General features: G+C 35.3%; 20 protein-coding genes. 12 read left to right on the top strand and 8 right to left on the bottom strand.

What is annotated here, in order from left to right:
• Positions 1-9: 9 nt before the first annotated feature.
• The 4 genes from ybeY to KYG33_RS14700 form a co-directional block, all read right to left on the bottom strand.
• A complete protein-coding gene (gene ybeY, locus KYG33_RS14685; RefSeq protein ID WP_077413227.1) occupies positions 10-429 on the bottom strand; it encodes an rRNA maturation RNase YbeY in 420 nt (139 codons plus the stop codon).
• A 4-nt stretch (positions 430-433) separates the two neighbouring features.
• Positions 434-2,593, bottom strand: a complete 2,160-nt coding sequence (locus tag KYG33_RS14690) for a patatin-like phospholipase family protein (RefSeq protein WP_077413228.1) — start codon at positions 2,591-2,593, stop codon at positions 434-436.
• Positions 2,594-2,595: 2 nt separating this feature from the next.
• Positions 2,596-5,043 (bottom strand): bifunctional UDP-N-acetylmuramoyl-tripeptide:D-alanyl-D-alanine ligase/alanine racemase, encoded by a 2,448-nt coding sequence (locus KYG33_RS14695; protein ID WP_219071990.1) that lies wholly within the window; start codon positions 5,041-5,043, stop codon positions 2,596-2,598.
• Between the two features lie 165 nt (positions 5,044-5,208).
• Positions 5,209-5,796 carry a thymidine kinase gene (locus tag KYG33_RS14700; protein ID WP_047380060.1) on the bottom strand — a complete coding sequence of 196 codons (588 nt, stop codon included), beginning with the start codon at positions 5,794-5,796 and terminating at the stop codon, positions 5,209-5,211.
• Between the two features lie 61 nt (positions 5,797-5,857).
• Here KYG33_RS14700 and KYG33_RS14705 point away from each other — a divergent pair, with 61 nt between their 5' ends.
• The 5 genes from KYG33_RS14705 (at position 5,858) to KYG33_RS14725 (ending at position 11,778) form a co-directional block, all read left to right on the top strand.
• Positions 5,858-7,345 (top strand): hypothetical protein, encoded by a 1,488-nt coding sequence (locus tag KYG33_RS14705; RefSeq protein ID WP_180564876.1) that lies wholly within the window; start codon positions 5,858-5,860, stop codon positions 7,343-7,345.
• Positions 7,346-7,347: 2 nt separating this feature from the next.
• Positions 7,348-8,022: a 16S rRNA (cytidine(1402)-2'-O)-methyltransferase gene (gene rsmI, locus KYG33_RS14710; RefSeq protein WP_047377914.1), complete on the top strand. Its 675-nt coding sequence runs from the start codon at positions 7,348-7,350 to the stop codon at positions 8,020-8,022.
• 6 nt (positions 8,023-8,028) lie between these two features.
• Positions 8,029-9,540 (top strand): WG repeat-containing protein, encoded by a 1,512-nt coding sequence (locus KYG33_RS14715; protein WP_219071991.1) that lies wholly within the window; start codon positions 8,029-8,031, stop codon positions 9,538-9,540.
• A 171-nt stretch (positions 9,541-9,711) separates the two neighbouring features.
• Positions 9,712-10,455 carry a 3-oxoacyl-[acyl-carrier-protein] reductase gene (gene fabG, locus KYG33_RS14720; protein WP_047377912.1) on the top strand — a complete coding sequence of 248 codons (744 nt, stop codon included), beginning with the start codon at positions 9,712-9,714 and terminating at the stop codon, positions 10,453-10,455.
• A 3-nt stretch (positions 10,456-10,458) separates the two neighbouring features.
• Positions 10,459-11,778, top strand: a complete 1,320-nt coding sequence (locus KYG33_RS14725) for a DUF6056 family protein (RefSeq protein WP_219071992.1) — start codon at positions 10,459-10,461, stop codon at positions 11,776-11,778.
• 49 nt (positions 11,779-11,827) lie between these two features.
• Here the strand turns inward: KYG33_RS14725 and KYG33_RS14730 are convergent, their stop codons facing one another.
• Entirely contained in the window at positions 11,828-12,868 is a 1,041-nt protein-coding gene (locus tag KYG33_RS14730; protein ID WP_077413234.1) for a GMP reductase, read from the bottom strand.
• Between the two features lie 61 nt (positions 12,869-12,929).
• Here KYG33_RS14730 and KYG33_RS14735 point away from each other — a divergent pair, with 61 nt between their 5' ends.
• The 3 genes from KYG33_RS14735 to KYG33_RS14745 are packed head-to-tail and all read left to right on the top strand — an operon-like array spanning position 12,930 to position 15,329.
• Positions 12,930-13,685 carry a prolipoprotein diacylglyceryl transferase gene (locus KYG33_RS14735; RefSeq protein ID WP_175627166.1) on the top strand — a complete coding sequence of 252 codons (756 nt, stop codon included), beginning with the start codon at positions 12,930-12,932 and terminating at the stop codon, positions 13,683-13,685.
• Positions 13,682-13,915, top strand: a complete 234-nt coding sequence (locus KYG33_RS14740) for a hypothetical protein (protein ID WP_077413236.1) — start codon at positions 13,682-13,684, stop codon at positions 13,913-13,915. Before KYG33_RS14735 ends, KYG33_RS14740 begins: the two co-directional genes overlap by 4 nt.
• Before the next feature lie 10 nt (positions 13,916-13,925).
• On the top strand, positions 13,926-15,329 hold the full coding sequence (locus KYG33_RS14745; protein WP_219071993.1) for a radical SAM protein: 1,404 nt from the start codon (positions 13,926-13,928) through the stop codon (positions 15,327-15,329).
• Positions 15,330-15,390: 61 nt separating this feature from the next.
• Here KYG33_RS14745 and surE read toward each other — a convergent pair whose 3' ends face one another.
• Together surE and KYG33_RS14755 are read right to left on the bottom strand one after the other, a co-directional pair.
• Positions 15,391-16,179, bottom strand: coding sequence for a 5'/3'-nucleotidase SurE (gene surE / locus KYG33_RS14750; protein ID WP_077413238.1), 789 nt, complete (start codon positions 16,177-16,179; stop codon positions 15,391-15,393).
• A gap of 401 nt (positions 16,180-16,580) precedes the next feature.
• Positions 16,581-16,751, bottom strand: a complete 171-nt coding sequence (locus tag KYG33_RS14755) for a lmo0937 family membrane protein (RefSeq protein WP_047380070.1) — start codon at positions 16,749-16,751, stop codon at positions 16,581-16,583.
• Between the two features lie 344 nt (positions 16,752-17,095).
• Here KYG33_RS14755 and KYG33_RS14760 point away from each other — a divergent pair, with 344 nt between their 5' ends.
• The gene (locus tag KYG33_RS14760; protein ID WP_219071994.1) at positions 17,096-19,225 is read left to right on the top strand and encodes a carboxy terminal-processing peptidase; all 2,130 of its coding nucleotides are present in this window, start codon (positions 17,096-17,098) and stop codon (positions 19,223-19,225) included.
• A gap of 54 nt (positions 19,226-19,279) precedes the next feature.
• Here KYG33_RS14760 and KYG33_RS14765 read toward each other — a convergent pair whose 3' ends face one another.
• On the bottom strand, positions 19,280-19,783 hold the full coding sequence (locus tag KYG33_RS14765) for a superoxide dismutase family protein (RefSeq protein WP_077413241.1): 504 nt from the start codon (positions 19,781-19,783) through the stop codon (positions 19,280-19,282).
• 242 nt (positions 19,784-20,025) lie between these two features.
• Here KYG33_RS14765 and KYG33_RS14770 point away from each other — a divergent pair, with 242 nt between their 5' ends.
• The 3 genes from KYG33_RS14770 to KYG33_RS14780 all read left to right on the top strand — a co-directional run bounded on the left by KYG33_RS14770 (position 20,026) and on the right by KYG33_RS14780 (position 24,005).
• Positions 20,026-20,673 (top strand): 4'-phosphopantetheinyl transferase family protein, encoded by a 648-nt coding sequence (locus KYG33_RS14770; protein WP_219071995.1) that lies wholly within the window; start codon positions 20,026-20,028, stop codon positions 20,671-20,673.
• 89 nt (positions 20,674-20,762) lie between these two features.
• Complete coding sequence (locus tag KYG33_RS14775) at positions 20,763-21,665, top strand: GyrI-like domain-containing protein (protein WP_077413243.1); 903 nt, start codon at positions 20,763-20,765, stop codon at positions 21,663-21,665.
• A gap of 93 nt (positions 21,666-21,758) precedes the next feature.
• Positions 21,759-24,005, top strand: a complete 2,247-nt coding sequence (locus KYG33_RS14780) for a TonB-dependent receptor (protein ID WP_077413244.1) — start codon at positions 21,759-21,761, stop codon at positions 24,003-24,005.
• Positions 24,006-24,015: the final 10 nt, after the last annotated feature.

A 24,015-nucleotide genomic window follows, 5' to 3' on the forward strand; every position in this document is an offset into this window, starting at 1 on the left:
TGTTCAATTTTAAAACTTTAAATCCACGTATTTGGCCAAGTACAAATCTTCCATTCTCCGCATTTCTTTTTCTTCCTCTTCCGTCTTGTCTTTATAGCCTATAAGGTGTAAAATACCATGGGCTAAAACTCTTCTTAATTCTTCTTCATAATCTCGGGATAGGGTAGAGGCATTATCAGAAATGCGCTGCAAAGATACGAAAATCTCAGCGCTTATTGTCTTGCCTTTTACATAATCAAAAGTGATGATATCTGTATAATAATCATGCTGCAAATAATCCTGATTAATCTTAAGAAGATATTCGTCATCACAGAAAATGTAATTGATTTCTCCTGGCTTTTTTCCTTCTGAAAGAATAAGATCTTCCAGCCATTTTTTGTAATCTGTACTTACCGACTCTGGTAAGCTTTCGTAAAAGAACTGTATCATTTTTTTAAAACCAGTGTCCTAGAATAACACTGAATATACCTTTTTGGTTGTTTTTAAGTGAGTGGCTGAAGTTAACTTTTATCTGCCCGAAAGGAGATTTGTAACCTGCCGTAATTCCCAGGGAACTATAATTTACTTTAACTGCGTCTTCAAACTTGATATCATTTGATAAGTTAGCAAAGCTGAAGTTTCCACTGATGAAATAGTTTTTGTTAAATTTAAACTGAACATCGTTTGAAGCTAATATCACATTATTAGTATAAAGCTGGGCAAAATAAAATCCTCCAAAACTTTTAAAATTCATTAGATTCTGCTCAAAAATTCCACCCAATCTGTATTGGTAGTAAGCAGGAAGATTTTCACCAATAGTAACCCCTCCAAACACGTTCAGACGGTAAGTGAATTGTTTACCCAGAGGAATATTGATTTTAAGATCTGCTTTGATCTGAATTATTCTTTTATCAACTTCAGATTTTAAAAGATCCACTACCTTTCCTTCTGCAGCAAAATAAATTCCTTTGGTAGGAAACTCTTTATCATCCTGCGTATCGGTTTTTATGAAGATGTAAGGGTTCAGAAAACGGCTGTAACGTCTGTTGTCTCCATTGCTGTTTTCCGCTTTGAAATAATCATGGCTGATACCACCTCCAATAGCAAATTTATCCTTCCATATAGACTGTATATAGGCTTCATTTCTTAACCATTCCCATCGGTCCACAACATAATTATCAACATTTTTTATATCGAAACTCATTCCTGATGAGTAAAGACCAAATCCAGGAATGTATCCGTTATCTATAAAATAGTTCATATAATATCTCACGCGGTCTCCCACAACAACATCCAGGGAAAGGTTTGAATTTTTAAATAACAGCCTCTTTGCTGAATAATTTAAAAGAAGCCCAGTTTTGAAAACTTCATCATAATGCAGCCCGAATTTTATAAAATGGCGGGTGTCATCTTCAGTGACATAAAGCTTTAAGTAGTTGGCATCATTTTCCTGAACGATATCATAATTGATAAAACGATAATTATTTGTCGCCACCAATTTATCCACCATTTTATTGATGCTTCCATAAGTCTGTAAAGAGGGTAGACGAAGTCCCATTTTCCCCAGGGTGTAGTTTTTACCATATATTTTACTTCCTTCAATAGAAATGCTATCTATCTTGTATACGTTGGAATATATAGGGTTTATGCGTTGTCTGAGGCGGTCAAAAGGGCGCTTTGGCAATTGATCCAGTACTTGTGAATATTTGAGCCCTTCTACATATCCGCTGTCCAGAATTTTCTTCTTATCGTCATAGCTCGTTGCAGACATGCCCTTCAGGTTGGGTTTGATATTGATGTCTGTATATTTATACTGTTTTCTTGTATCTTTCTTTATTCCGAAATCGATTACCTGATTCAGTATGGATATAATATTGTTTAAATCCTCTCTTTTTGAAAGATCCTGATTAAGATCCACTCCAATCACAATATCGATTCCTTTGTCCTTTAAAGGCTTTGAAGGATAGTTTACAGTCATGGCCCCGTCAATATAAATGCTGTCGCCAATTTTAACAGGATCCATTAAAGAAGGAAAAGCAGAACTCGCCATAATAGATTGTACAAGATCTCCTTTTTCAAAGATCTGCATATTGCCGCTTTCCAGATTGGTTGCAACACACATGAATGGAATGGGCATTTTGGAAAAGTCCTCAATATTGGAAACATTTTTAAAAAGTTCTTTCAGAAGATAAACATTTCTTTGGCCAGTACTGATAGAAGAGGGAAGTGTGATTTTTCCGTTTTTGAGCGGAATGGATAAAAGATATTTGTCTACAGATTTGTTAAAAAAGCTGGTTTCCTGCCTGGATTTTGGATCCATAATTAAAGAATAGAAATCCGTATCCATGACAATTTTTTCTATTTCTTTTCCGGAGTAACCTGCGGCATACAAACCCCCTACAATGGCACCCATACTTGTTCCGGAAACATAGTCCACCTTCACTCCCAATGAATCTAATACTTTAAGAACTCCTACATGTGAAAACCCCTTGGCTCCGCCACCGGCCAGCGACAGTCCTATCCTTGGATTTTTAGGAATCACCAAATCTTTTTTTACCTGAGAATGGATCAATAACAGTTGGAATATGGAAAGCAGAATCAGGAGTTTTCTCATAGTTAATCTTTTATATAAATCCGTTTCACCCGAGGTGAAATGGAGGTTAATACTTCATAAGTTATCGTTTTGCAGTAGCCTGCGAATTCTTTTAAACTTGGTTTGGCATTGAAAACAGTTACAGTATCGCCTTCTTTTACATTTGGAATATTATCTACATTAATCATCATCATATCCATACAGAGGTTTCCAACAATTGGTGCCAGGACTTTGTTGATACCTACATTTCCTACCTGATTTCCTATCAATCTCGGAATACCATCTGCATATCCAACAGGTATAGTAGCAATTCTGGTAAGATGATCAGCTTTATACTTCCTGCTGTAGCCTACAGATTCTCCGTTTTCAACCATTGATATCTGTGAAATTACGGTTTTAAAACTTACAACAGACTGCAGTTGCTTTTGAATTTCATTATCCGGTGACTCTCCAAGCATTCCAATACCGATTCTTACCATATCAAACTGATAATTGGTATAGCTTGTTATTCCGGATGAATTCAGAATATGACGAAGCGGAGCGTATTCTAATTTTTCTATCAGGTAACTGGAATTCTTTTCAAAAACTTCCAGCTGCTTCAAAGTAAATTTTTTTTCTTCAGGCATATCAGAAGATGATAAATGGCTGAACATGCTCTGAACTTTCAGATTTTTTTGGCTTAAGGTTTCGCTTAACTGATCCAGTTCAAAATCTTTAAAGCCAAGACGGTGCATTCCGGTTTCCAGTTTAATATGGATAGGATATTTTTTATCATAACCTGATTTCTGAACGGCTTCATAGAATAATTCCAACACTCTGAAGCTGTAAATTTCAGGTTCCAGATTATATTCTATGATCGTCTGATAGCTGTGCTGCTCAGGATTCATAACAATGATAGGAGTTGTGATTCCTTTTTTACGAAGTTCAACTCCCTCATCCACATAGGCTACCCCCAGATAATCTATGTGATGATGCTGAAGAAATTCTGATACTTCATAACTTCCCAGACCATAAGCATTGGCTTTTACCATTGCCATCATTTTAGTTCCCGGTTTCAGCAATGATTTATGATAGTTGATATTGTGAAGAATAGCATTAAGATTTACTTCCAGTACCGTATCATGTTTTCTAAGCTCAAGAATATCTTTAAGCTTTTCAATCTCAAATTTTCTGGCTCCTTTTAGCAAGATAATCTGATTTTCTATTTCAGTAAGATGCTTACTTTCAATTAGCTCCTTAGTGTCAATAAATGTATATGTTTTAGCTTTAAATAATTCACTGAAGTTTGATATTTCATCACCGATTAAGAAAACAGAATCAAAATTCTGTTCATTCACCAGCTCAGAAACTTCCTCATATAATTCTTTTACGTTGGTACTCACCCCTACGATGTCAGTTAAGACCAGGGATTTTTTAGACTTATTATATTCATTCAAAAATTGCAGGGCAGTCTTCAATGAATCAAGATCAAGATTAAAAGAATCATTGATGACAATATTGCCTTTAATTCCTTCGATCGCTTCAAGCCTCATTTCAACGGCTTTTAAAAGGTTGATTTTTTCAACGATCTTTTTATTTTCGATATTCAGTTCCTTGAGAACTGTGATAAGCGCCATAGCGTTGGTTAATGTAGCTTCGTCTCTCTGATGAGCAGGAAAACTGATTTCTTCGCCAAAATAATCAACAATAATGTTGTCATCCTTGGAAATATTGCTTTTGATGAAAACTTGGTTCTCTTTTTTAAAACCGTAAGAAATTAATTTTTTATCAGAATAGGATTTTTTAATTTTTTGTTCAACCAAAGAATTGTCACCATTATAGATGATTACTTCAGAATTTTTAAAAAGACTGATCTTTTCATCAATGAGTTGCTCTTCAGAAGAAAAATTGGCAGCATGAGCTGTCCCGATGTGGGTGAGCAGCCCGATTTGAGGATGGAACATATTTTCAAGTTTATCCATCTCATGTGGTTTTGAAATTCCAACTTCAAAAATTCCCAGCTTATAGGAACTGTTGATCTGAAGAAGAGACAGTGGAAGACCAATCTGAGAATTAAAACTTTTAGGACTTTTTACAGTAGGAAATTCATTCCAGAGGCATTGATATAACCACTCTTTTAAAATAGTCTTACCATTACTTCCCGTGATTCCGATAGATTGTAAATGAGAATTTTCGAAATGATATTTTGCTAATTTTTGAAGAAACTCCACGGAATTTTCAACAATAAGCCAGGTTATATTTTCAAACTCCGGATAATGATGTTCAGAAATAATGACATTGATTCCCCTGCCTACTGCAGAATCTATAAATTTTTCGCCGGAATTTTTATGGGTATTGATCGCAATAAAAGCTGTATTTTTAGTAGAATAAATAATCCTGCTGTCATACGCTATATTTTTGATCATTAAATTACTGTCTCCAATGATCTGTGCATTGGTGATTTCTGCAATGTGTTGTACTGTATAGTTCATTGGTGCCCTTTCTGCTTTATTTTTTGAACGAAACAGCAGAAGTAAAACTTCAAGAAAGTAAGAAAATTATAATTTATACTGATTCTTTTTTCCAGATTTTACTCTATTGCTTTCCCGTTTTTATTTTTTATTGAGTGAATATTTTTTATGGGTGTATTCAATCCCTTATTTTCTTTTTAAAAGTACTTCGTCAATAAATACACGGCGGCTTACTGCTTCATAGCTTTCAGTTTCTCCCAATTCTACCAGATTATCTCCCTGGGAAGTTCTCATAGAATAGTTGGCGAGATTACCTGTTCTCTTACAAATAGCATGCACCTTTGTGACATACTCGGCAGTAGCCATCAAATTGGGCATTGGCCCGAACGGACGGCCCAAAAAGTCCATATCCAATCCTGCAATGACCACTCTGATCCCGCTATTGGCAAGCTGGTTGGCAACATCAACAATACTTTCATCAAAAAACTGAGCTTCATCAATGGCTACTACATCACAATTGGAAGCCAACAGAAGAATTTCATTAGGATTTTCTACTGCTGTACTGCGGATTTTATTCTGATTATGAGATACTACATCCTCTTCAGAATATCGTATATCCATTTTTGGTTTAAAAATTTCCACATTCTGTCCTGCCATTTCCGCTCTTCGCAATCTGCGGATCAGTTCCTCGGTTTTACCCGAAAACATAGAGCCACAAATCACTTCCATCCAACCACTTTGTTTGGAATGATTAATTGTATTTTCTAAAAACATTTGTTAAATTAGCCGTATATTTTTAACATCAAAAGTAAGCAATTTTAATAAGAATCTTATTATGCAGAATATCCAAGATTTAAAGGAAAAGATTTTTTTTGAGTCCATGAATATCATTGATAATCTGGACAAAATAAGCAACGTAGACGAATTACTTTCCAAGCAAGATCTTGTAGATGAGCTTGCTAACAGGATTTCTTTTTTGAAACTGCTGGAAAAGAATATTGAATATTTTGTTACAGATCATCCGGAGCAGTCTCCGAACAATGAGTACATCTCTTTTGCATCCGGAGAAACGGAACATTATGATAAAGGAAATGAAGTAACAGAAGAGGAAGCTATTTTCAATAATGAGCTGAACGAAATTGATGAGAATGAAATTTTCTCAACCGGTTCTGAAGAAGAGGAAGCTGCTTTCAATAATCAGCTGAATGAAATTGTTGAAAATGAATTCCATGAAAATATTGTGAGCTTTGTGGAAGAAGGTTACGAAGAAAAAACACTGGAAAACACTCAGGAACAGGCTTCTGGTCATGAAACTTTAGAAGAGGAAGCCGTTTTCAATAATCAGTTGAACGAAATTGATGAAAATGAAATTTCAGAAGAGCAGAGAGCTGTTCTGAGCTTTGTAGATGAAGAAAAAATTCTTGCTGATTCTACACCAGATTCTGATGAAGATCTCAATGAAGACCTGTTTCATGATGAAGTGACTGAGGAAGAAGCCATTTTCAACAACCAGCTGAATGAAATGGATGAGCAGGAAGAGGAAAACATTGAGCAAGAATCAAAAAAAGAAACTGATTTTGCCGGGGTAAACGATGCTAAAGTTCCTGTGACAGAGATTATTCCAAGTATTTTTGATACAGAAACTCTGGAAGATGAAATACTGATTGAAGAAAACGAAGAGCAGTTTGTTGCTTCAAATGTTTCTATTGAACAGGGTGAATTGGCCACAGAAACTTCGAATGTGGAAAATATACTGAGTGAGATAAAAAATGATCATTCAGTAGAAGAGACAAAAGAGGAAAGCATCCTTGCTGAAGTCTATGACAGAAGAAAAATCGTTGAGATCGATAAACCTTCTGCCGAAGAAACAGAAAAACATCCTTCTGATGAAAGCTTTGAAAATTTAGAAGCGTATCACCAGGAGAAAAAAATAAAATTAGCCAATATCAAAGGAATGAAGGCTGTTCAGTCACTTTTTGATGACGATCCTTTGGAAAGAGAATTTCCTAACGAAAAAGAACATGTGGCAGAGAAAGAAGATAGCGGAAGTATTTTGAAGTCTAATATTCCTACCAACTTTATGGAAGCAGACAAACAGAAACCGGAATTTAAACTGGATCTGAATGACAGAATTGCTTTTTCAAAAATGCTCTTTGAAGGAAGTCAGACAGATCTGAATGATACGGTATTTCAGCTGAACCAGTTCAAAACACTGGAAGAAGCCAAAGAATATCTTAGTGATCTGTATTACGAAAGAAAATGGAATAAAGTGGATGAATATGCTCAGAGACTTTGGATATTGGTGGAAAATAAATTCTTATAATTTTGAGCGGAATCTTATATTTTGTTCCCACACCTGTTGGGAATCTGGAAGATATGACTTTCAGGGCGGTAAATGTCCTTAAAGAAGTTGATTATATTTTATGTGAAGACACCAGAACTTCCGGAATACTTTTAAAACATTTTGAAATCTCAAAGCCTTTAAAATCTTATCATTTACATAATGAACACCAGGCAACGGAGAAAGTAATTACAGACCTTAAAAACGGTCAGAATATCGCTATTATTACCGATGCGGGAACTCCCGGTATTTCGGATCCGGGATATTTGCTGGCAAAAGCAGGAGCAGACAATAATATTGATATGATCTGCCTTCCCGGAGCAACAGCTCTCATTCCTGCACTTGTAGTTTCAGGACTTCCCAATAATGAATTTTTATTTGCGGGTTTTTTACCACAGAAAAAAGGCAGACAGACAAAGCTTAAGCAGCTTGCTGAAGAAAAAAAGACCATCGTTCTTTACGAAAGTCCCCATAAAATCAATACAACGCTGGAGCAGATAAAAGAATTCTTCGGAGAGGAAACTAAAGTAAGCTTAAGTCGTGAGATCTCTAAAAAATTTGAGGAAACCAAACGGGGAACAATCAATGAATTAATTGAATTTTCCAAGAGTAAAACATTAAAAGGAGAGATCGTTCTTATTGTCAACAATTCTATTTAATTTTTCTTGAAAAAATTAGTCTTTGTATTATGTTCTGTAGTCTGTACAGCACAGACCAACCAATATATGAAAGTGATCCTGTCAAAAAAGACAGGGAAGGAGGTGACTTCCTATTCAGACGGATATGGAACGGTTTACGATTCGGATTCTAAAAAGCAGGGAATCATAGACTCTTTAGGAACCATTACCTTTGAATCTCCTTACAGAGGAGGAATTTTACATATTTTTAAAAACAGATTTATTCTTTATTCTGAAGATGGCAATAATAGAAAATCAGCCATTATTAACGAAAAAGGGAAGGAATTCATTGCTTTGGATGATCAGGAATTCAATACACCCTGGTGGAGCAAAGACCGTATTATTTCTTCGAAACAGGATAAAGAAGCCGTCTATGATTATAATGGGAAAGAAATTATTCCTTATGCTGAAAAAATCCGTTTTTCGGGAAAGAACAGATTCTTTGTTTTAAAAGATAAAAAATGGTTTCTGTATGACCTTGACGGAAAACAGCTCAGTAGCCGCGAATTTAAAGAAGATTACAGCTTTGAATATGGCAAAGCACTGATCATTAATGAAGAAAATGAGAGTGAAATCATAGGAAATAACGGTCAGACCCTGCATAAATTTTCAAAACAGGTGGTAGATATCAATGCATATCCTTATCTGATTACTAAAAATAAAAGTACAGGAAAATATGGTTTGATAGATGCAGAAGAAAATACAATTGCAGAGGAAATCTTTAATGATATCACACCGGAATACTTTGGCAGAAAAGAATACATCTACCTCATAAAAAATGGAAAAACAACGGTATTCAATAAAAAAGATAAGAAGCTGTATTCCCAGACTTTTAAATATGTAAATCCTTTATTGAGTAATTTCTTTAGTGTTTATAACGATAAAGTAAAAAAATCCGGAATTGTTGATCTGGAAGGGAATATTATTTTTCCTCTGGAATACGATTTTATCAAGGCTTTTAGCATTTCCGGAAAAGATTTTATCTATCTTAAAAAAGGAACTGAAGAACAATTCCTGGATAAGGATCTTAAAAATATTGTTGGAGAAGGAGTACAGATTTTAGGCTTTTATCCGGAGAATCTTATTATTGGAAAACAGGATCGTTACTATAGGTTTTCTGTGAAGGATGGCTCCATGGCAGAGCTGAAGAATATCAGTGAAATCAGAAATGAAGACGTTGAATATTTTAATCCGCTTAATCAGTATTCAAAACCATTGGTATGTAAAAATACAAACAATTTATATGGTATTCTGGATGGGAAAGGAACGGAAATTGTTCCCTTTATTTACGAAGATATCATTACATTCGGGAATGCTGAGAACGAAATTGTGGTAAAGAAAGAAGGAAAATTCGGAGTTTCAAACTTTCAGAATGAGCCTTTGAAGGAGATTATTTATGATAAATATTTCTGGCAGAAAGAAGTACTGAAGCTGGATAGAAGCAAAAAAACAGACTTTATTTATTTCACGAGATTTAAAAATAATCCTGTTCAGCTTTGATAAAAATCTAAATAATTATCAAAATAATCCAGTATTTTAACAATTTAAATGGGTTGAATAACAATTTATAATATCTTTGCAAACCGTTTAATTCCGGATAGGAATTGTAAAAATTATAAGTGTCAGCTGTCACAAGCTGAATGAGTTAAAAGAAAATAATTATCAATAGATATGAAAATATTAGAAGGAAAAGTAGCACTAATTACCGGAGCTACAAGAGGAATCGGTAAAGGTATCGCTGAAATGTTTGCTCAGCAAGGGGCAAAAGTAGCATTTACCTACGCTGGCTCTGTAGACAAAGCAAAAGAATTAGAAGCAGCTTTAAGTTCTGTAACCCAAATTAAGGGATATCAGTCTGACGCATCAGATTATGATGCTGCCCAGAAATTGGTGGAAGATGTGATGGCAGAGTTCGGGCAGATTGATATTTTAATAAACAATGCAGGGATTACAAAAGATAACCTGTTATTGAGAATGTCCAAAGAAGATTGGGATAAAGTAATCAAAGTAAATTTAGATTCAGTTTTTAATCTTACCAAAGCGGTAATCAAACCGATGATGAAGGCCAGATCTGGATCTATCATCAATATGACTTCTGTAGTAGGAGTGAAAGGAAATGCCGGACAAGCCAACTATGCAGCTTCTAAAGCAGGTGTAATAGGATTTACAAAATCTGTGGCACTGGAATTAGGATCAAGAAATATCAGATGTAATGCTATTGCTCCAGGATTTATTGAAACTGAAATGACAGCCGTTCTGGATGAAAAAACGGTTCAGGGATGGAGAGAGGAAATTCCAATGAAAAGAGGAGGGCAACCTGCAGATATCGCAAATGCATGTGTATTCTTGGGCAGCGAAATGTCAGCTTACATTACCGGACAAACGTTAAATGTTGACGGTGGAATGTTAACTTAGAAAATGAAAAAAGTACAGAATATAGTATTATTCTTGTCGATTTTAATAGGCGTCGGTCTGGCATACATTAGTTTTTTTAATGTATATCAGACCGATGATTATTTCTGGTCCTATACAACCAGAAAAGCAGGATTGCTGCAAAGTTTTATAGATACCTATACAACATGGGGCGGAAGGTATTTCGGGTATTCAATTAATATGTTTAATCCAGTCTTTTACGACAGCAATACGATTCTCCCGAAAATATATCCTGTTTTCTTACTACTTTCCTTTATTGGAATTTCAGCATTAAATTTTAAAGAATATTTCAACTATTCTCTGAAAGAATCCCTCAAAAAAGGATTTCTTCTGTTTTTCTTTTATACAGTGCTTCTTGTAAGCTTACCAGAACATTACTTCTGGATCACAGGTTCCAATGTCTATTTCGTGCCTGTTATTTTATCCGGGATCTTACTTTATTTTTTCAAAAAATATCAGGATACAAAACAGAAAATATGGTTTTACCTTTCAGTTTTGTTTATCATCATTCTGATGGGTTCTAATGAAATTCTGGCATTGATTCTTGAAGGCGTCCTGTTAGTATCTTATTATCAGAAACGGAATAAAGAAAGCCTGTTTCTGGTACTGTTAGGAACCGTTTTTTTGCTAGCATGTTTTCTTGCACCAGGAAATTTCAACAGAATGGGAGAGGTAGAAAGAGGAATTGTAAAATGGCTGAAAAGAATTGCTCTTTTTGGTGCTGATACATTCTATGTAGGATTAAAAGTTATTGCAGTACTTCCATTATTTATTAAAGTTTTTGAAGAAGAACTCAAAAAGATCACTGCCCAAATTACATTGAAAAAAGCAGTTCTATTTTGGTCTGTTTCATTGATTCCCTTGTTATTTACGAGCTATATTCTCACCTCTATTGCAAGACAGTTTGAAAGTATACTCTTTTATTTTTTGCTTACTTTTTCTCTGTTAGTATATTTTAAATTTGAAAAAATTAAAAAATTCTGGTGGATTTCTCTGTTCATTATTTTTCTTCCTGAACTTAAAATTTTCCCGGAAAAATATGATTATTTTAATATTGATTTTAATGGTGAAAATATTGTGATGGAACTTGTGACTACAGATTTGAAAGAATATGAGAGAGAAATGAACGAAAGAGTAGATATTATCAAAAACTCTCCTCAAGACTCTGTTGTAGTAGATAAAATAAAAGAGATTCCGAGAATTTTATATTTCGATGAAATGGCTTCAGAAAAAGAACAGGAAACCTATGTAAATGATCAGCTCCAAAAATACTTTAACAAAAAATATATCAGAACAAAAGAATAAAATAAAGGCTTTAGATAATAATTCTAAAGCCTTTATTATGTTTTTATTTTTAGTCTTTAAAAACCTGATTTTCCTGTTCCTGAACACGGATAAAAGTGGTTCTCTTGGAAAGCTCTTTAAGTTTTGAAGCGCCTACATAAGTACAGGTAGACCGTACACCTCCCAAAATATCTTTTACGGTGTCTGCTACAGGACCTTTATACGCGGCTTTCACAGTTTTGCCTTCAGAGGAACGGTATTCTGCTACACCTCCGGAATGCTTATCCATTGCAGTTTTGGAACTCATCCCATAGAAAAGACGGTATTTTTTCCCATTTTCTTCAATCATTTCTCCACCGCTTTCATCATGACCGGCAAACATTCCACCCAGCATTACGAAATCTGCGCCGCCTCCAAAAGCTTTTGCAACATCTCCGGGAACTTTACATCCGCCATCAGCGATGATATGTCCGCCTAAACCATGGGCAGCATCAGCACATTCAATAATAGCAGAAAGCTGAGGATATCCTACTCCTGTTTTTACTCTGGTAGTACAAACTGATCCAGGGCCAATTCCTACCTTTATGATATCGGCACCTACAAGAAGCAGCTCTTCTACCATTTCTCCGGTAACGACATTTCCAGCGATAATGATTTTATCCGGAAAATTAGCTCTTGCCTTCTTCACAAATCCAACGAAATGCTCAGAATAACCATTGGCTACATCAATGCAGAGAAATTCAATTTTTGGATGCTTTTCAAGGATTAGTCTTATTTTTTCTTCATCGGCTTTTCCTGTTCCTGTGCTTAAGGCAATATATTGATAAATACTTTCAGGCTGGCTCTGTAGAAACTGATCCCATTGCTCGGGGGTGTAATGTTTGTGAACAGCTGTGATAATTTTTTCTTTTGCCAGCTCTACAGCCATTTCAAAAGTTCCTACGGTATCCATATTGGCGGCAATTACCGGAACACCTGTCCATTTTTTCTTAGTATGTTTAAAGGTAAACTCTCTTTGTAAATCAACTTCTGACCTGGATTTTAAAGTAGAACGCTTAGGGCGGAACATTACATCCTTGAACCCCAGTTTTATGTCATATTCTATACGCATTTTGTAATTATTTGTCAGAATAAAGGTAGTGAATAATCTGAAATAGTGTATTTTTGAAATAATGGATTTTCCTGTAACATTTCATATTTTCGGCAAAACAATTCTTGCACATCCACTTTTTGAGGCTGGAGGTATGTTTTTGGGTATGAGATATTATTTTTATTTGAAACGTAAGTCCAAAGAAAAACTTTCTTTCAACACCTCAGCTGCGGTTTTAATAGGGGCTACTGCTGGTGCTCTGATAGGTTCCAAGCTGATTGGTAATCTTGAAAACCCTTATACCTTATTTGAGAATTTTACAATCAAAAAGTTTTGGTCAAACAATACCATTGTCGGAGGCCTGGCCTTTGGATTATTGGGAGTAGAGCTGGCAAAGAAGATAGTGCATCATAAAGAAAGCACAGGAGATCTTATTGTTTTTCCTCTGATATTTGCTATTATTATAGGTAGAATAGGGTGTTTTCTCACTGGTATTTATGAAGAAACATATGGCATCCCTACTGATTCTGTTTTTGGAATGCATTTAGGAGACCAATACCTCAGGCATCCAGTTGCTTTGTATGAAATAGCTTTTTTAATTCTTCTGTGGGTGGGGTTAAAATATATTCAAAATCATAAGAAATACCCTTCCGGTTTTATTTTTCAGCTGTTTATGGTCAGCTATTTTACGTTTAGATTCTTTTTAGATTTTATAAAACCAAGGGCAGAGATCATGGGAAATATGGGTATAATTCAAATGGTCTGTATTTGCGTAATTATTTACTACATTTATAAAATCAAAAATACCAAGCCTTTATATTTAAAATATTCAAGATGAAAACTTTAACTATTTTAGAAGTCGGCAATCTGGCAGGTTTAGTCGTAATTATCGTTGGTGCAATTATTTTGGTTGCACTGGTTATTTCCCTTATTGTCACTGTTATAACAAAACTTATTTACGAAAGAAAGGGAGACCGGAAATTTACCAAGAAACAATTTATTCAGACAATGCTTATATCCCTTCTGATCTGTGGATTGATCAGTGGTTATATTTGCGGAGGACTTTAAAAATTTTGCTATGCCAGTAAGAAATTATACCTATTACGATTATACAATCAGTCTTTGCCCGGAATGTCTTAAAAGGGTGGGCGCCAAGATCATTATTGAGGATGAAACTGTTTTTATGACCAAAAAATGCCCTGATCATGGTTTTTTTAAAACAAAAATAGCTTCAGATGTGCATTATTATAAAAACATCAGAAACTATAATAAAGCTTCTGAAATACCTTTACATTTCGGAACCGATGTAGAATATGGCTGCCCTTATGATTGTGGACTATGCGTAGATCATGAACAGCATAGCTGTCTTTCTATTGTAGAAGTTACAGATCGTTGTAATCTGACTTGTCCCACATGTTATGCGATGTCCTCTCCACATTATGGAAGTCATAGGAGTCTGGAGGAAATAGAGGCTATGTTTGATGTTATTGTAAAAAATGAAGGTGAACCGGATGTAGTGCAAATCAGTGGAGGAGAACCTACAATTCATCCGGAGTTTTTCAAAATCATGGATATTGCCAAGTCAAAACCAATCAAACATCTGATGCTGAATACCAACGGAATCAGAATTGCCAATGATCCGGGATTTGCTGAAAGATTGGCAACTTATGCCCCGGAGTTTGAAATATATCTTCAGTTTGATTCATTTAAACCTGAAGTACTGCAAGATTTCAGAGGAAAGGATCTTACTGCAGTCAGAATGAAAGCACTGGAAAAACTTAATGAGCTTAATCTTTCTACTACATTGGTTATTGTCCTTCAAAAAGACAAAAATATTGATGAAATAGGAAAAATTATAGAATTTGCCTTGAAGCAGAAATGTGTTAGAGGAATTACCTTCCAACCCGTTGAAATTGCTGGAAGAAACAGGGAAGATTCTGCCCATGAAAAGATTACTCTAACTGAGGTAAGACAGGAAATAATCAATCAGTTTCCGCTATTAAATTCTGATGATATTATTCCGGTACCATGTAATCCGGATGCTCTGGCTATGGGTTATATTTTAAAACTTCAGGACGAAACGATTCCTTTAACCAGATATATCAATCCTGCAGATCTTCTGAATAATGAATCAAGAAATACTATTGTTTACGAACAGGATAAGGGATTACATATGCAACTGCTGGATATATTCAGTACGGGGATTTCTGTAGATAAAGTTCAGCCCAAGGTAAATCAGTTACTATGTTGTCTACCCGAAGTTTGTGCGCCGGATCTTGATTATGATAACCTGTTTAGAATAATCATTATGAATTTTATGGATGCACATGATTTTGATGTAAGAGCAGTGAAAAAATCATGCGTACACATTGTCAATAAAGACCTGAAGTTAATACCCTTTGAAACAATGAATCTTTTCTATAGAGATGAAAAAAAGGCTTATCTTGAAGAACTCAGAAAAGAAGATAAAGTATTATTTTGAACAGTATAAAAAATAAAGCGTGAAATTAATTTCACGCTTTTATTATCTTTAATTTCCGGGTTTATTTTACTTCTTTAACGCTTTCAAAAGTCATCACTTCTTCCAGTGTTTTCATGTATTCGTATGCCGTAAGGTCAAACTTTACCGGAACAATGGAAATATATCCGTTAGCCAAAGCTGTCTCATCAGCATCTTCGGAATCATCCATATTGTTGAAATAACCGGTCAGCCAGTAATATTTTTTACCGTGCGGGTTTATTCTTTCATCAAAGCTTTCTTCCCATTTTGCATGAGCCTGTTTACACACTTTTACACCTTTTATTTCTTCAGCCGGAAGTTTAGGAATATTCACATTCAGGACAATACCTTTTGGCATTGGGTTTTCCAGGGTTCTTCTTACGATATTCTGGATAAATTCTTTAGCCTGGGTAAAATCAGCTTCCCAGCTGAAATCCAGTAATGAGAATCCTATCGCAGGAATTCCTTCTACACCTGCTTCTACAGCAGCGGACATTGTTCCCGAATAGATCACATTAATAGAAGAATTTGCTCCGTGATTGATTCCTGAAACTACAATATCAGGTCTTCTTTTCAGAATTTTATCAAGAGCCATTTTTACACAGTCTACAGGAGTTCCGCTGCAAGAAAAATCAGTCTGCGGACCATCCAGAGTAACTTCTTCGTAGCTTAGCGTAGAATTAATGGTAATAGCGTGGCCTTTTCCACTTTGAGGAGAGTTGGGGGCTACAACAACTACTTCTCCGATTTCATTCATAAAACTGATAAGATTTCTGATACCAGGAGCTGTAATTCCATCATCATTAGTAACCAGAATAAGTGGTCTTTCCATAAATTATCTTTAATATTTTTTATTCAAATAGAGTGAATTTGTTCATTTAAGAATTGAACAAATAGATTTTCAACACATCAAATGTAGGTAAAAATAAGACGTGATAAAACAGCTGTTTTATTATTAATTGTTGTGAATTCAGAATAGAGATTGCCCTATTTTAATTAAAAAATGAGGCTGTGAGCAGGAAAAAAGAAAAGTTTAAAGTTTAGAAAATAAATTAAGAATGAAGAAAAATTAATACATTGATTTGATCTCACATTCTCAAATATTAATTCCTGTTTCATTAATGGCCTCAGTACTTTACAGGTGCTTTTTCAGAAAGAATCTTATACTTCATCTGAAAAGCACCTGCTAAGCCTGATGGTTGTTCAATTTAAGTGGTTGTACAAAATAATAAACTAATCAAGAGGTTTTCTGCCTGTAATGATGTTATAAAGAATAACAATAATGGCAATGACCAGCAGAATGTGAATCAAATAACCCGTGCTGATGCCTGGGACTATTCCTAACATTCCTAAAAGCCAAACAACGATGCAGATGACTGCAATTAACCATAATAAACTTCTCATGACTTTACATTTTAAAGTTATTTGGTTAAATATCAGCATATTTTATGCCTTTATGGATGAAAATTGATTTTTGTGGTATCTGTTTTTAATTTCCAATGAGAAATACATGTTGCGGCCATTCCCTGAAAATGGAACGATAATTATTTCATTTTGGAGCTAAACTGCCTGATAATAGGAAATGGCTAACACTGTTATTATTATTTGCAGATCTATTTAATAAAAATGTTCAAAACTATCTGATAATTGCAAATAAGGTATTAAATTTGATCATTTGTAACAGTACCAAACTTACTGCTACTAATTATTATACTTATTTTAAAAAAATTAATAAATAAAGACAGTTTATGTGGAAAAATTTCAAACTGAATAAATTTTTACTTCTTATTCCATTAACCAGTCTAATGTTTTGTTTCAACTCGCCAAAGAATGACGATGAAAAGATGCAGACGATTATGGTGAGCGTAAAAAACACACTTTCTTATCTGCATTATAGCCCCAAGTCTATCAATGATGCCTATTCGAAGGACGTTTATAAGCATTATTTCGAATTGGTAGATCCTGCGAAAAGATATTTCCTGCAATCTGACATGGATGAATTCAACAAGCATGAGACAAAGCTTGACGATTATATCAGCCAGGGTGACCTTACATTCTACAAGCTTACGATTGACAGGCTATACCAGAGAGTGGATGAGATCGATAAAATAACACAGGATATTTTCAATAAGCCAATCAATCTTCAGGAAGATGAAACGCTTACTCTTGAGCCGAAACTCAAAAAGGTACCTTCCAACAAGCAGGAACAGTATAATGAGTGGAAAAAATTCATCAAGTACAATATCCTTCAGGAAGTAGAGTCGATGAACAGCAAAGAAGAAGCTCAGAAAGAAAAGAAAGACTCTGTTCAGAAATACAAGCTGAAAGATACGATCAAGTTTAAGCCTCTTACTCAGGATGAAAAGATCAAAAAAGCGACTGATGAAGTAAAAGATCTTGTAAAAGATACCTTTACCCGATTCAAAAAGAGAAAGAAAATGGATTGGTTTACCGTGTATATGAATGCCTATACAGAAGTATTTGATCCACATACCAACTATTATTCTCCAAAAGATAAAGAAGATTTTGATACTCAGTTTACCGGAAAAGTAATCGGTATCGGAGCATTGATTCAGGAGAAAAAAGGAAATCTTTACTTAGGAGCTCTTACCATTGGTGCACCGGCATGGAAGTCTAAGCAGCTTTCTGAGGGTGATAAAATTCTGAAAGTAAGGTCTAAACCGAAAGACGATGCTGTAAATGTAGTAGGAATGCTTTCTGATGAAGCTGTAAGACTGATCAGAGGAGAGAAAGGAACTCCGGTAACACTAACGGTTCAGAAAAAAGACGGTACCATCAAAGACGTAACAATGATTCGTGAAGAAGTAGCTATTGAAGACACTTTTGCAAGAAGTATCGTAGTGAACACTCCAAACGGAAAGAAATATGGTTTCATCAACCTTCCAAGTTTTAATGCTGATTTTGAAAATGCTAAAGGAAGAAATGCTTCTGATGATATTAAAAATGAGATCATTAAACTGAAAGAACAGAATATCCAGGGAATTATTCTTGACCTTAGAAATAATGGAGGAGGTTCTTTAACTGAAGTAGGGGATATTATGGGTCTTTTCATGGAAGCTGGACCTTATGTTCAGGTGAAAGACGGAAACGGGAAAATACAGACTCTTAAGAATAAAAATGAAACTCCTATCTGGACAGGTCCATTGGTGATTATGCAAAACGAGCTTTCTGCTTCGGCTTCAGAAATCCTTGCAGGAGTAATGCAGGATTATGGAAGAGCAATGATTATCGGATCTCCGCAGTCTTTCGGGAAAGGAACCGTTCAGACTTTTGTTGATCTGAACAGATTCCTGAATACAGAAGATGATTTCGGATCTTTAAAACTGACTATCCAGAAGTTCTACAGAATTACCGGAGAATCGACACAGAGAAAAGGTATCGTTTCTGATATCCAGATGAAAGACTTCTTTACCTATGCTGAAGTAGGAGAGCGATATGATGATTATGCATTGGCATGGGATAAAATTCCGCCTACGAAATTCCAGAAGCTTAACTATTTCAACATTCAGGCGCTGGAAAAAGCAAGTGCAGACAGAATGGCTAAAAACAGCAATTATCAGTTGTTATTAGAGTCTGCCCAGTGGAGAGAACAATTGGACAAAGAAGAAAATATCACTTTGAATATCACTAAGTTCAATGAACTAATGAGGAACAGAAAATCTCAGATTGAAAAGTTCAAAGCTTTAACTAAATTTGAGAACGGACTTCAGTTCATGATGTATCCAAGTGAAGTTGAAAGAGAGAAAAAAGACGAAGCTTTCAAAAAGAAATCTGAAATGTGGATCAAAAATCTGAAAAAAGATCTTTATCTGCAGGAAGCAATGAATATTGTATCAGATATGGGAGCGAAATCCTAAACATAAAAAACCCGCTAATGAAAATTAGCGGGTTTTTTTATTGAGTAAAAAGGCTTACTTAATTTCTACACATCCCACTCTTCCTCCTGCATTTCCAGTAGGCTGAGTATGGAAATCATCTGCAGCAGCATGTACAATAAGACCTTTGCCGATGATGTTTTTAGACTCATCAGTACAGCCCAGACACCATTTGTCTGTCTTGAAAGTCAGTGTTGCCGTTCCGCCCTCATCAGCAACCAGATTTCCTATATCTCCCATATGGAAATGTTCAGCACCCCATTTACCGTGATCATTTTTGGAAGGATTCCAGTGACCACCAGTAGAGGTTCCGTCTGCAGCAGAACAATCTCCTTTTTCATGAATGTGTACTGCATGGATTCCGGGAGTAAGGTTTGTTACATTCAGTTTCATGATCACGTCATTTCCCTGCTGGGTAAACTTTGCCGTTCCTCCTGTTTGTGTTCCGCTTTTGGCATTTACAGAATACATTTTTGTTGTTCCGCATGAAGCTGCTAAAAATGCAAATCCTGCCAATAATGCTAATGTTTGTACTTTCATTTTTTAAATGATTTAAAGTGATTTTATCCCTAAAATTATAAAAGATTTTCCAAAGCGCTTTATGATTCCAGTCTTTTTTTCAAAAGATACGGCGCAGTACAGCCGAAATCCAATAGGTTTTGGCCTCAGATTCTGCAGCTTTGTCAAGAATATTGCTTGCTTTAAAAAGAGATGAAAAAAGCTTATTTTTAACGGAGAAAGTAATTAATCTCTAACATCAAAAGAAGGAAGAAATAGAAAAAATGATTATTCTATATACATTTATCAGCGAAGAAAAACACCAGTCTCTTCTTGACCGGTATCTGCCTGTTTTTTCTGATGATATGAAAAGAGATATTCTGAGATACAGAAGATGGCAGGATGCACAGCTTTCTTTGCTGGGGAAGTTACTTTTACGGCATGGATTAAGAACTTTTTATAATATTCCGGAGGTGGAAATAGGTATTCTTCCCAACAAAAAGCCTTATTTGAAAGGACATAACCTTCATTTTAATATATCGCATTCCACGGACCTTGTTGCCTGTGTCATTGCAGAATATCCTTTGGGAATAGATGTAGAATACAATGATCCGAAGGTCAGTTACCGGGATTTTATATTTCAGATGACTCCTAATGAGATGCAGGAAATTCAGGATGGCATGGATAAAATGAAAGGATTCTTCACCTATTGGACGAGAAAAGAAGCTGCTATAAAAGCACATGGAGGTGGGATGATACTTCCCTTAGATTCTTTTGAAGTAACTAATGGGGAGTGTGTTATTGAAGATGAGAAGTTCTTTATAAAAGAGATTTTTATTCACAAAGACTATCATAGCTATATGGCTTCTTCAGATCCAAAAATTAAAAATGTAGTCCCTCTTTTCAAACATTTTGAAGGAGATATCCTATAGTAAAAGCGGGTTCTTTATCTTTATTATAGCAATAAAAGACAACAGAATTCTGCCCCGGAAAAATATCTTTGTAAACTAACAACTTTGAATTGGAAGAATATAAAAAACGAATTGTAAAAACAATTCAATACATTGATAATCATATTGATTCGGATTTGTCTCTGGAGAAAGTTTCAGAGATAAGCGCTTATTCGCCTTTTCATTTCCACAGAATATTTAAGCTTGTCACCGGAGAGACTCTTCAGAGCTATATTATCAGGAAGAAAATAGAAAAAAGCGCCCTTCATCTGGCAATGCATAAAAATATGGAGATCAAAGAGATCTACTGGAATCTTGGATTTTCAAACCACTCAGCTTTCTGCAAAACATTCAAAAAATATTATGGTGTGCCCCCTACAGAATTCCGCAGGTCGGCTCCTGAAAAATTTCACAAGATTTTACAAACACATAGCAAGAACGGACAAATTGATACGGTTTTCAGCCAATACATTTGCAATATTGAAAACCTGTTAAATTGGACCAATATGAATTTAAAAATCGAAGTAAAAGAAATGCCGGAAATGAATCTGGCGTCTGTAATGAGCCTTGGAATTGCAAATGTGGAATCTTCTTTCAACGTATTAATAGATTGGGCGATAAAGAAGAATCTTTTTCCGCGGGAAAATGTGAAAATGATCGCTGTATATCATGACAGCTGTAAGATTACCCCTCTTGACAAAGTAAGAATTCATGCCTGCATGCTCCTGGATGAAAAACTGAGGCAGCAGGAGGGCGAAGTATTTGCCGAAACTTTAGATGCGGGCAAATACATTGTAGGAAGTGGCGAAGTTACTTTGGATGACTTCGAGCAATGCTGGGTTTCTTTGTTTTTATGGATGAATGAAAACAAGTATACCACCAGAAGAACCTTTCCTTACGAAATCTATCACTCCAACTTTAAAGAACATCCGGAAGGAAAAATGATCGTTGATTTTTGTATTCCGATTCATTAATTTCCCATTCGGTAACAAAAGAATGCCTTTCGGTAACAATTTTTTTACGGGAAGGCATTTCTCATCCTATTTTTGACCCAGAAAACAATAAAAATGAAAACGCAAGGACAAAACATACTGCTTCTTATTTTCCTGATCGCTTCCATAATGGGATATTCGCAGGTGAAGATCTCAGGAAAAGTTTCCTTTAAAAACAAAGGGGTAAGTGAAGTAAACGTCACTCTGAAAGATACCTATGACGGGACAACCACAGATGCCCAAGGTAATTTTTCTTTTGAAACTTCAGAAAAAGGAGAGCATAAAATAACATTTACCCATCCGAAATATGAGAATATAGAAAGAACAGTTTCTATTGAAAATCAGGAAATTTCTTTGATTGTTGACCTTAAAGAACAGATCAGTGAGATTGATGCAGTAGTAGTTTCTGCAGGATCCATTGAAGCAAGTGATAAGAAAAGAGCAACAGCACTGCTTTCTCCAATAGATATTTACACCACAGCAGGAGCTGACGGGCAGATTTCTTCAGCTTTAACCTACCTTCCGGGAGTGCAGAAAGTAGGTGGAACAGAAGGTCTTTTTATCAGAGGTGGTACAGGAACGGAATCTAAAATTTTTATGGATGGAAGTCTTATCAATAATTATTTTTCAAATTCTGTTCCGGGAATTGCAGGAAGAGATCAGTTCAATACCTCACTTTTCAAAGGGAATATATTTTCAAGCGGCGGATATTCTGCATTATACGGACAGGCTCTTTCAGGAGCTTTGATGCTGGAAAGTGTTGATCTTCCGGATGAAAGTTCTTACAGCTTAGGTGTTTCACCTATTTTCCTGAGTGCCGGATTTCAGAAGCTTGGAGACAATAAAAACTATTCCTACGGCGCTACAGCAGGATATTCTATTTTAAGTCTGATGCAGAAAGTCTTTAATTTTAATACAGATTTTGTTGAAGCACCACAGGGTCTTAACGGAGATCTGAATTTCAGATTTAAAACAAAATCAGGGGGCTTTTTCAAATATTATGGGATGTTTAATTCCAATAAAATGGGAGTGAGATCGGAAAGTCTTGAACCCGGATATGATTTCAGTCTGGTAAAGCTTAACGGTAAAAATACATTTCATAATCTTTCCTTTAAACAGAAATTTGGAAAATACCTTCTGAATGTAGGAGGTTCTTACTCTTACAACAGATCTGATCTTCATTTTTCTACAGAAACCAATGATATTGAATCCAACAGAAGCCAGCTTCTTACAGACGGAAATTATTTTAACTTCAAAGCAGTTATTGAAAGAAAGATCAACAAAATCAGCGCTCTGAGAGGAGGATTTGAGTTGAATAATACGGATGAAAACCTGAACTTTGAAGCGGTGCAGAAATATTATAAGGATTTGATATCTTCTGCTTTTCTTGAAACAGATCTGGGATTCAGTAATGCATTGTCAGCGAAAATAGGAGTAAGAGCAGAGCACTCTTCTTTTTTAGGGAAGAATAATATTGCCCCTCGTTTTGCCATTGCTTACCGTCTGGCAAAAGACTGGACCACTTCCTTAGCGTATGGTCTCTTTTATCAGAATCCGGAAAGTAAATATATCAATGGTCCTGCAAATCTTGGTTTCCAGAAGTCTCAGCATTATATTTTTCAGGTTCAGAGAGCTTCGGAAGGAAGAACATTACGTTTTGAAGCGTTTTATAAAAAATATGACCAATTGATTAAAACATTTAATGTTAATCAGGATAAAGAACAGAATCAGCAGACTCAATCCGCATTAAACAACAGTGGATACGGATATGCAAAAGGAGTAGAATTTTTCTGGAGAGACAATAAAAAAACATTTGAGAATATTGATTATTGGATCAGCTACTCATACCTGAATTCTAAAAGAGATTTTCTTAATTATCCGGTTAGCCTGCAGCCAAGTTTTGCCGCGGAACACACCCTTTCTGCAGTGGCAAAAAGATTTATTCCGGAATGGAAGCTTGGAGTAAACTTATCGTATACCTATGCTAAAGGACGTCCTTATTATGATATTGCCTCTACGTTTGAGAACGGGAAAGCAATTAATTATACCAGAAATGAAGGGAGATTAAAAGATTATAATGCTTTGAATTTCAGTATCAATTATCTACCCAATATCGGTAAAAAAGATGCGAAAGCTTTTCCGGTGTTCGTATTGAGTGTCAGCAATATTTTAGGATCAAAGAATGTATATGGCTATAATTTCTCTGCAGACGGATCCAGAAGTTCTGCAATCGTTCCGCCAGTCAATACTTTTGTGTTCATTGGAGCATTTATAAGTTTCGGAGTAGATAAAACGGATGATGCCATCAATAATAATTTATAAAAAACATACC

The sequence above is a fragment of the Chryseobacterium sp. D764 genome (assembly GCF_019317325.1).
GTDB lineage: Bacteria > Bacteroidota > Bacteroidia > Flavobacteriales > Weeksellaceae > Chryseobacterium.

What these genes read in the sequence shown, in the direction of transcription:
- ybeY (WP_077413227.1), bottom strand. Translation starts at nt 429, where the DNA reads ATGATACAGTTCTTTTACGAAAGCTTACCAGAGTCGGTAAGTACAGAT.
- KYG33_RS14690 (WP_077413228.1), bottom strand. Translation starts at nt 2,593, where the DNA reads ATGAGAAAACTCCTGATTCTGCTTTCCATATTCCAACTGTTATTGATC.
- KYG33_RS14695 (WP_219071990.1), bottom strand. Translation starts at nt 5,043, where the DNA reads ATGAACTATACAGTACAACACATTGCAGAAATCACCAATGCACAGATC.
- KYG33_RS14700 (WP_047380060.1), bottom strand. Translation starts at nt 5,796, where the DNA reads ATGTTTTTAGAAAATACAATTAATCATTCCAAACAAAGTGGTTGGATG.
- KYG33_RS14705 (WP_180564876.1), top strand. Translation starts at nt 5,858, where the DNA reads ATGCAGAATATCCAAGATTTAAAGGAAAAGATTTTTTTTGAGTCCATG.
- fabG (WP_047377912.1), top strand. Translation starts at nt 9,712, where the DNA reads ATGAAAATATTAGAAGGAAAAGTAGCACTAATTACCGGAGCTACAAGA.
- KYG33_RS14725 (WP_219071992.1), top strand. Translation starts at nt 10,459, where the DNA reads ATGAAAAAAGTACAGAATATAGTATTATTCTTGTCGATTTTAATAGGC.
- KYG33_RS14730 (WP_077413234.1), bottom strand. Translation starts at nt 12,868, where the DNA reads ATGCGTATAGAATATGACATAAAACTGGGGTTCAAGGATGTAATGTTC.
- KYG33_RS14735 (WP_175627166.1), top strand. Translation starts at nt 12,930, where the DNA reads ATGGATTTTCCTGTAACATTTCATATTTTCGGCAAAACAATTCTTGCA.
- KYG33_RS14740 (WP_077413236.1), top strand. Translation starts at nt 13,682, where the DNA reads ATGAAAACTTTAACTATTTTAGAAGTCGGCAATCTGGCAGGTTTAGTC.
- KYG33_RS14745 (WP_219071993.1), top strand. Translation starts at nt 13,926, where the DNA reads ATGCCAGTAAGAAATTATACCTATTACGATTATACAATCAGTCTTTGC.
- surE (WP_077413238.1), bottom strand. Translation starts at nt 16,179, where the DNA reads ATGGAAAGACCACTTATTCTGGTTACTAATGATGATGGAATTACAGCT.
- KYG33_RS14755 (WP_047380070.1), bottom strand. Translation starts at nt 16,751, where the DNA reads ATGAGAAGTTTATTATGGTTAATTGCAGTCATCTGCATCGTTGTTTGG.
- KYG33_RS14760 (WP_219071994.1), top strand. Translation starts at nt 17,096, where the DNA reads ATGTGGAAAAATTTCAAACTGAATAAATTTTTACTTCTTATTCCATTA.
- KYG33_RS14765 (WP_077413241.1), bottom strand. Translation starts at nt 19,783, where the DNA reads ATGAAAGTACAAACATTAGCATTATTGGCAGGATTTGCATTTTTAGCA.
- KYG33_RS14770 (WP_219071995.1), top strand. Translation starts at nt 20,026, where the DNA reads ATGATTATTCTATATACATTTATCAGCGAAGAAAAACACCAGTCTCTT.
- KYG33_RS14780 (WP_077413244.1), top strand. Translation starts at nt 21,759, where the DNA reads ATGAAAACGCAAGGACAAAACATACTGCTTCTTATTTTCCTGATCGCT.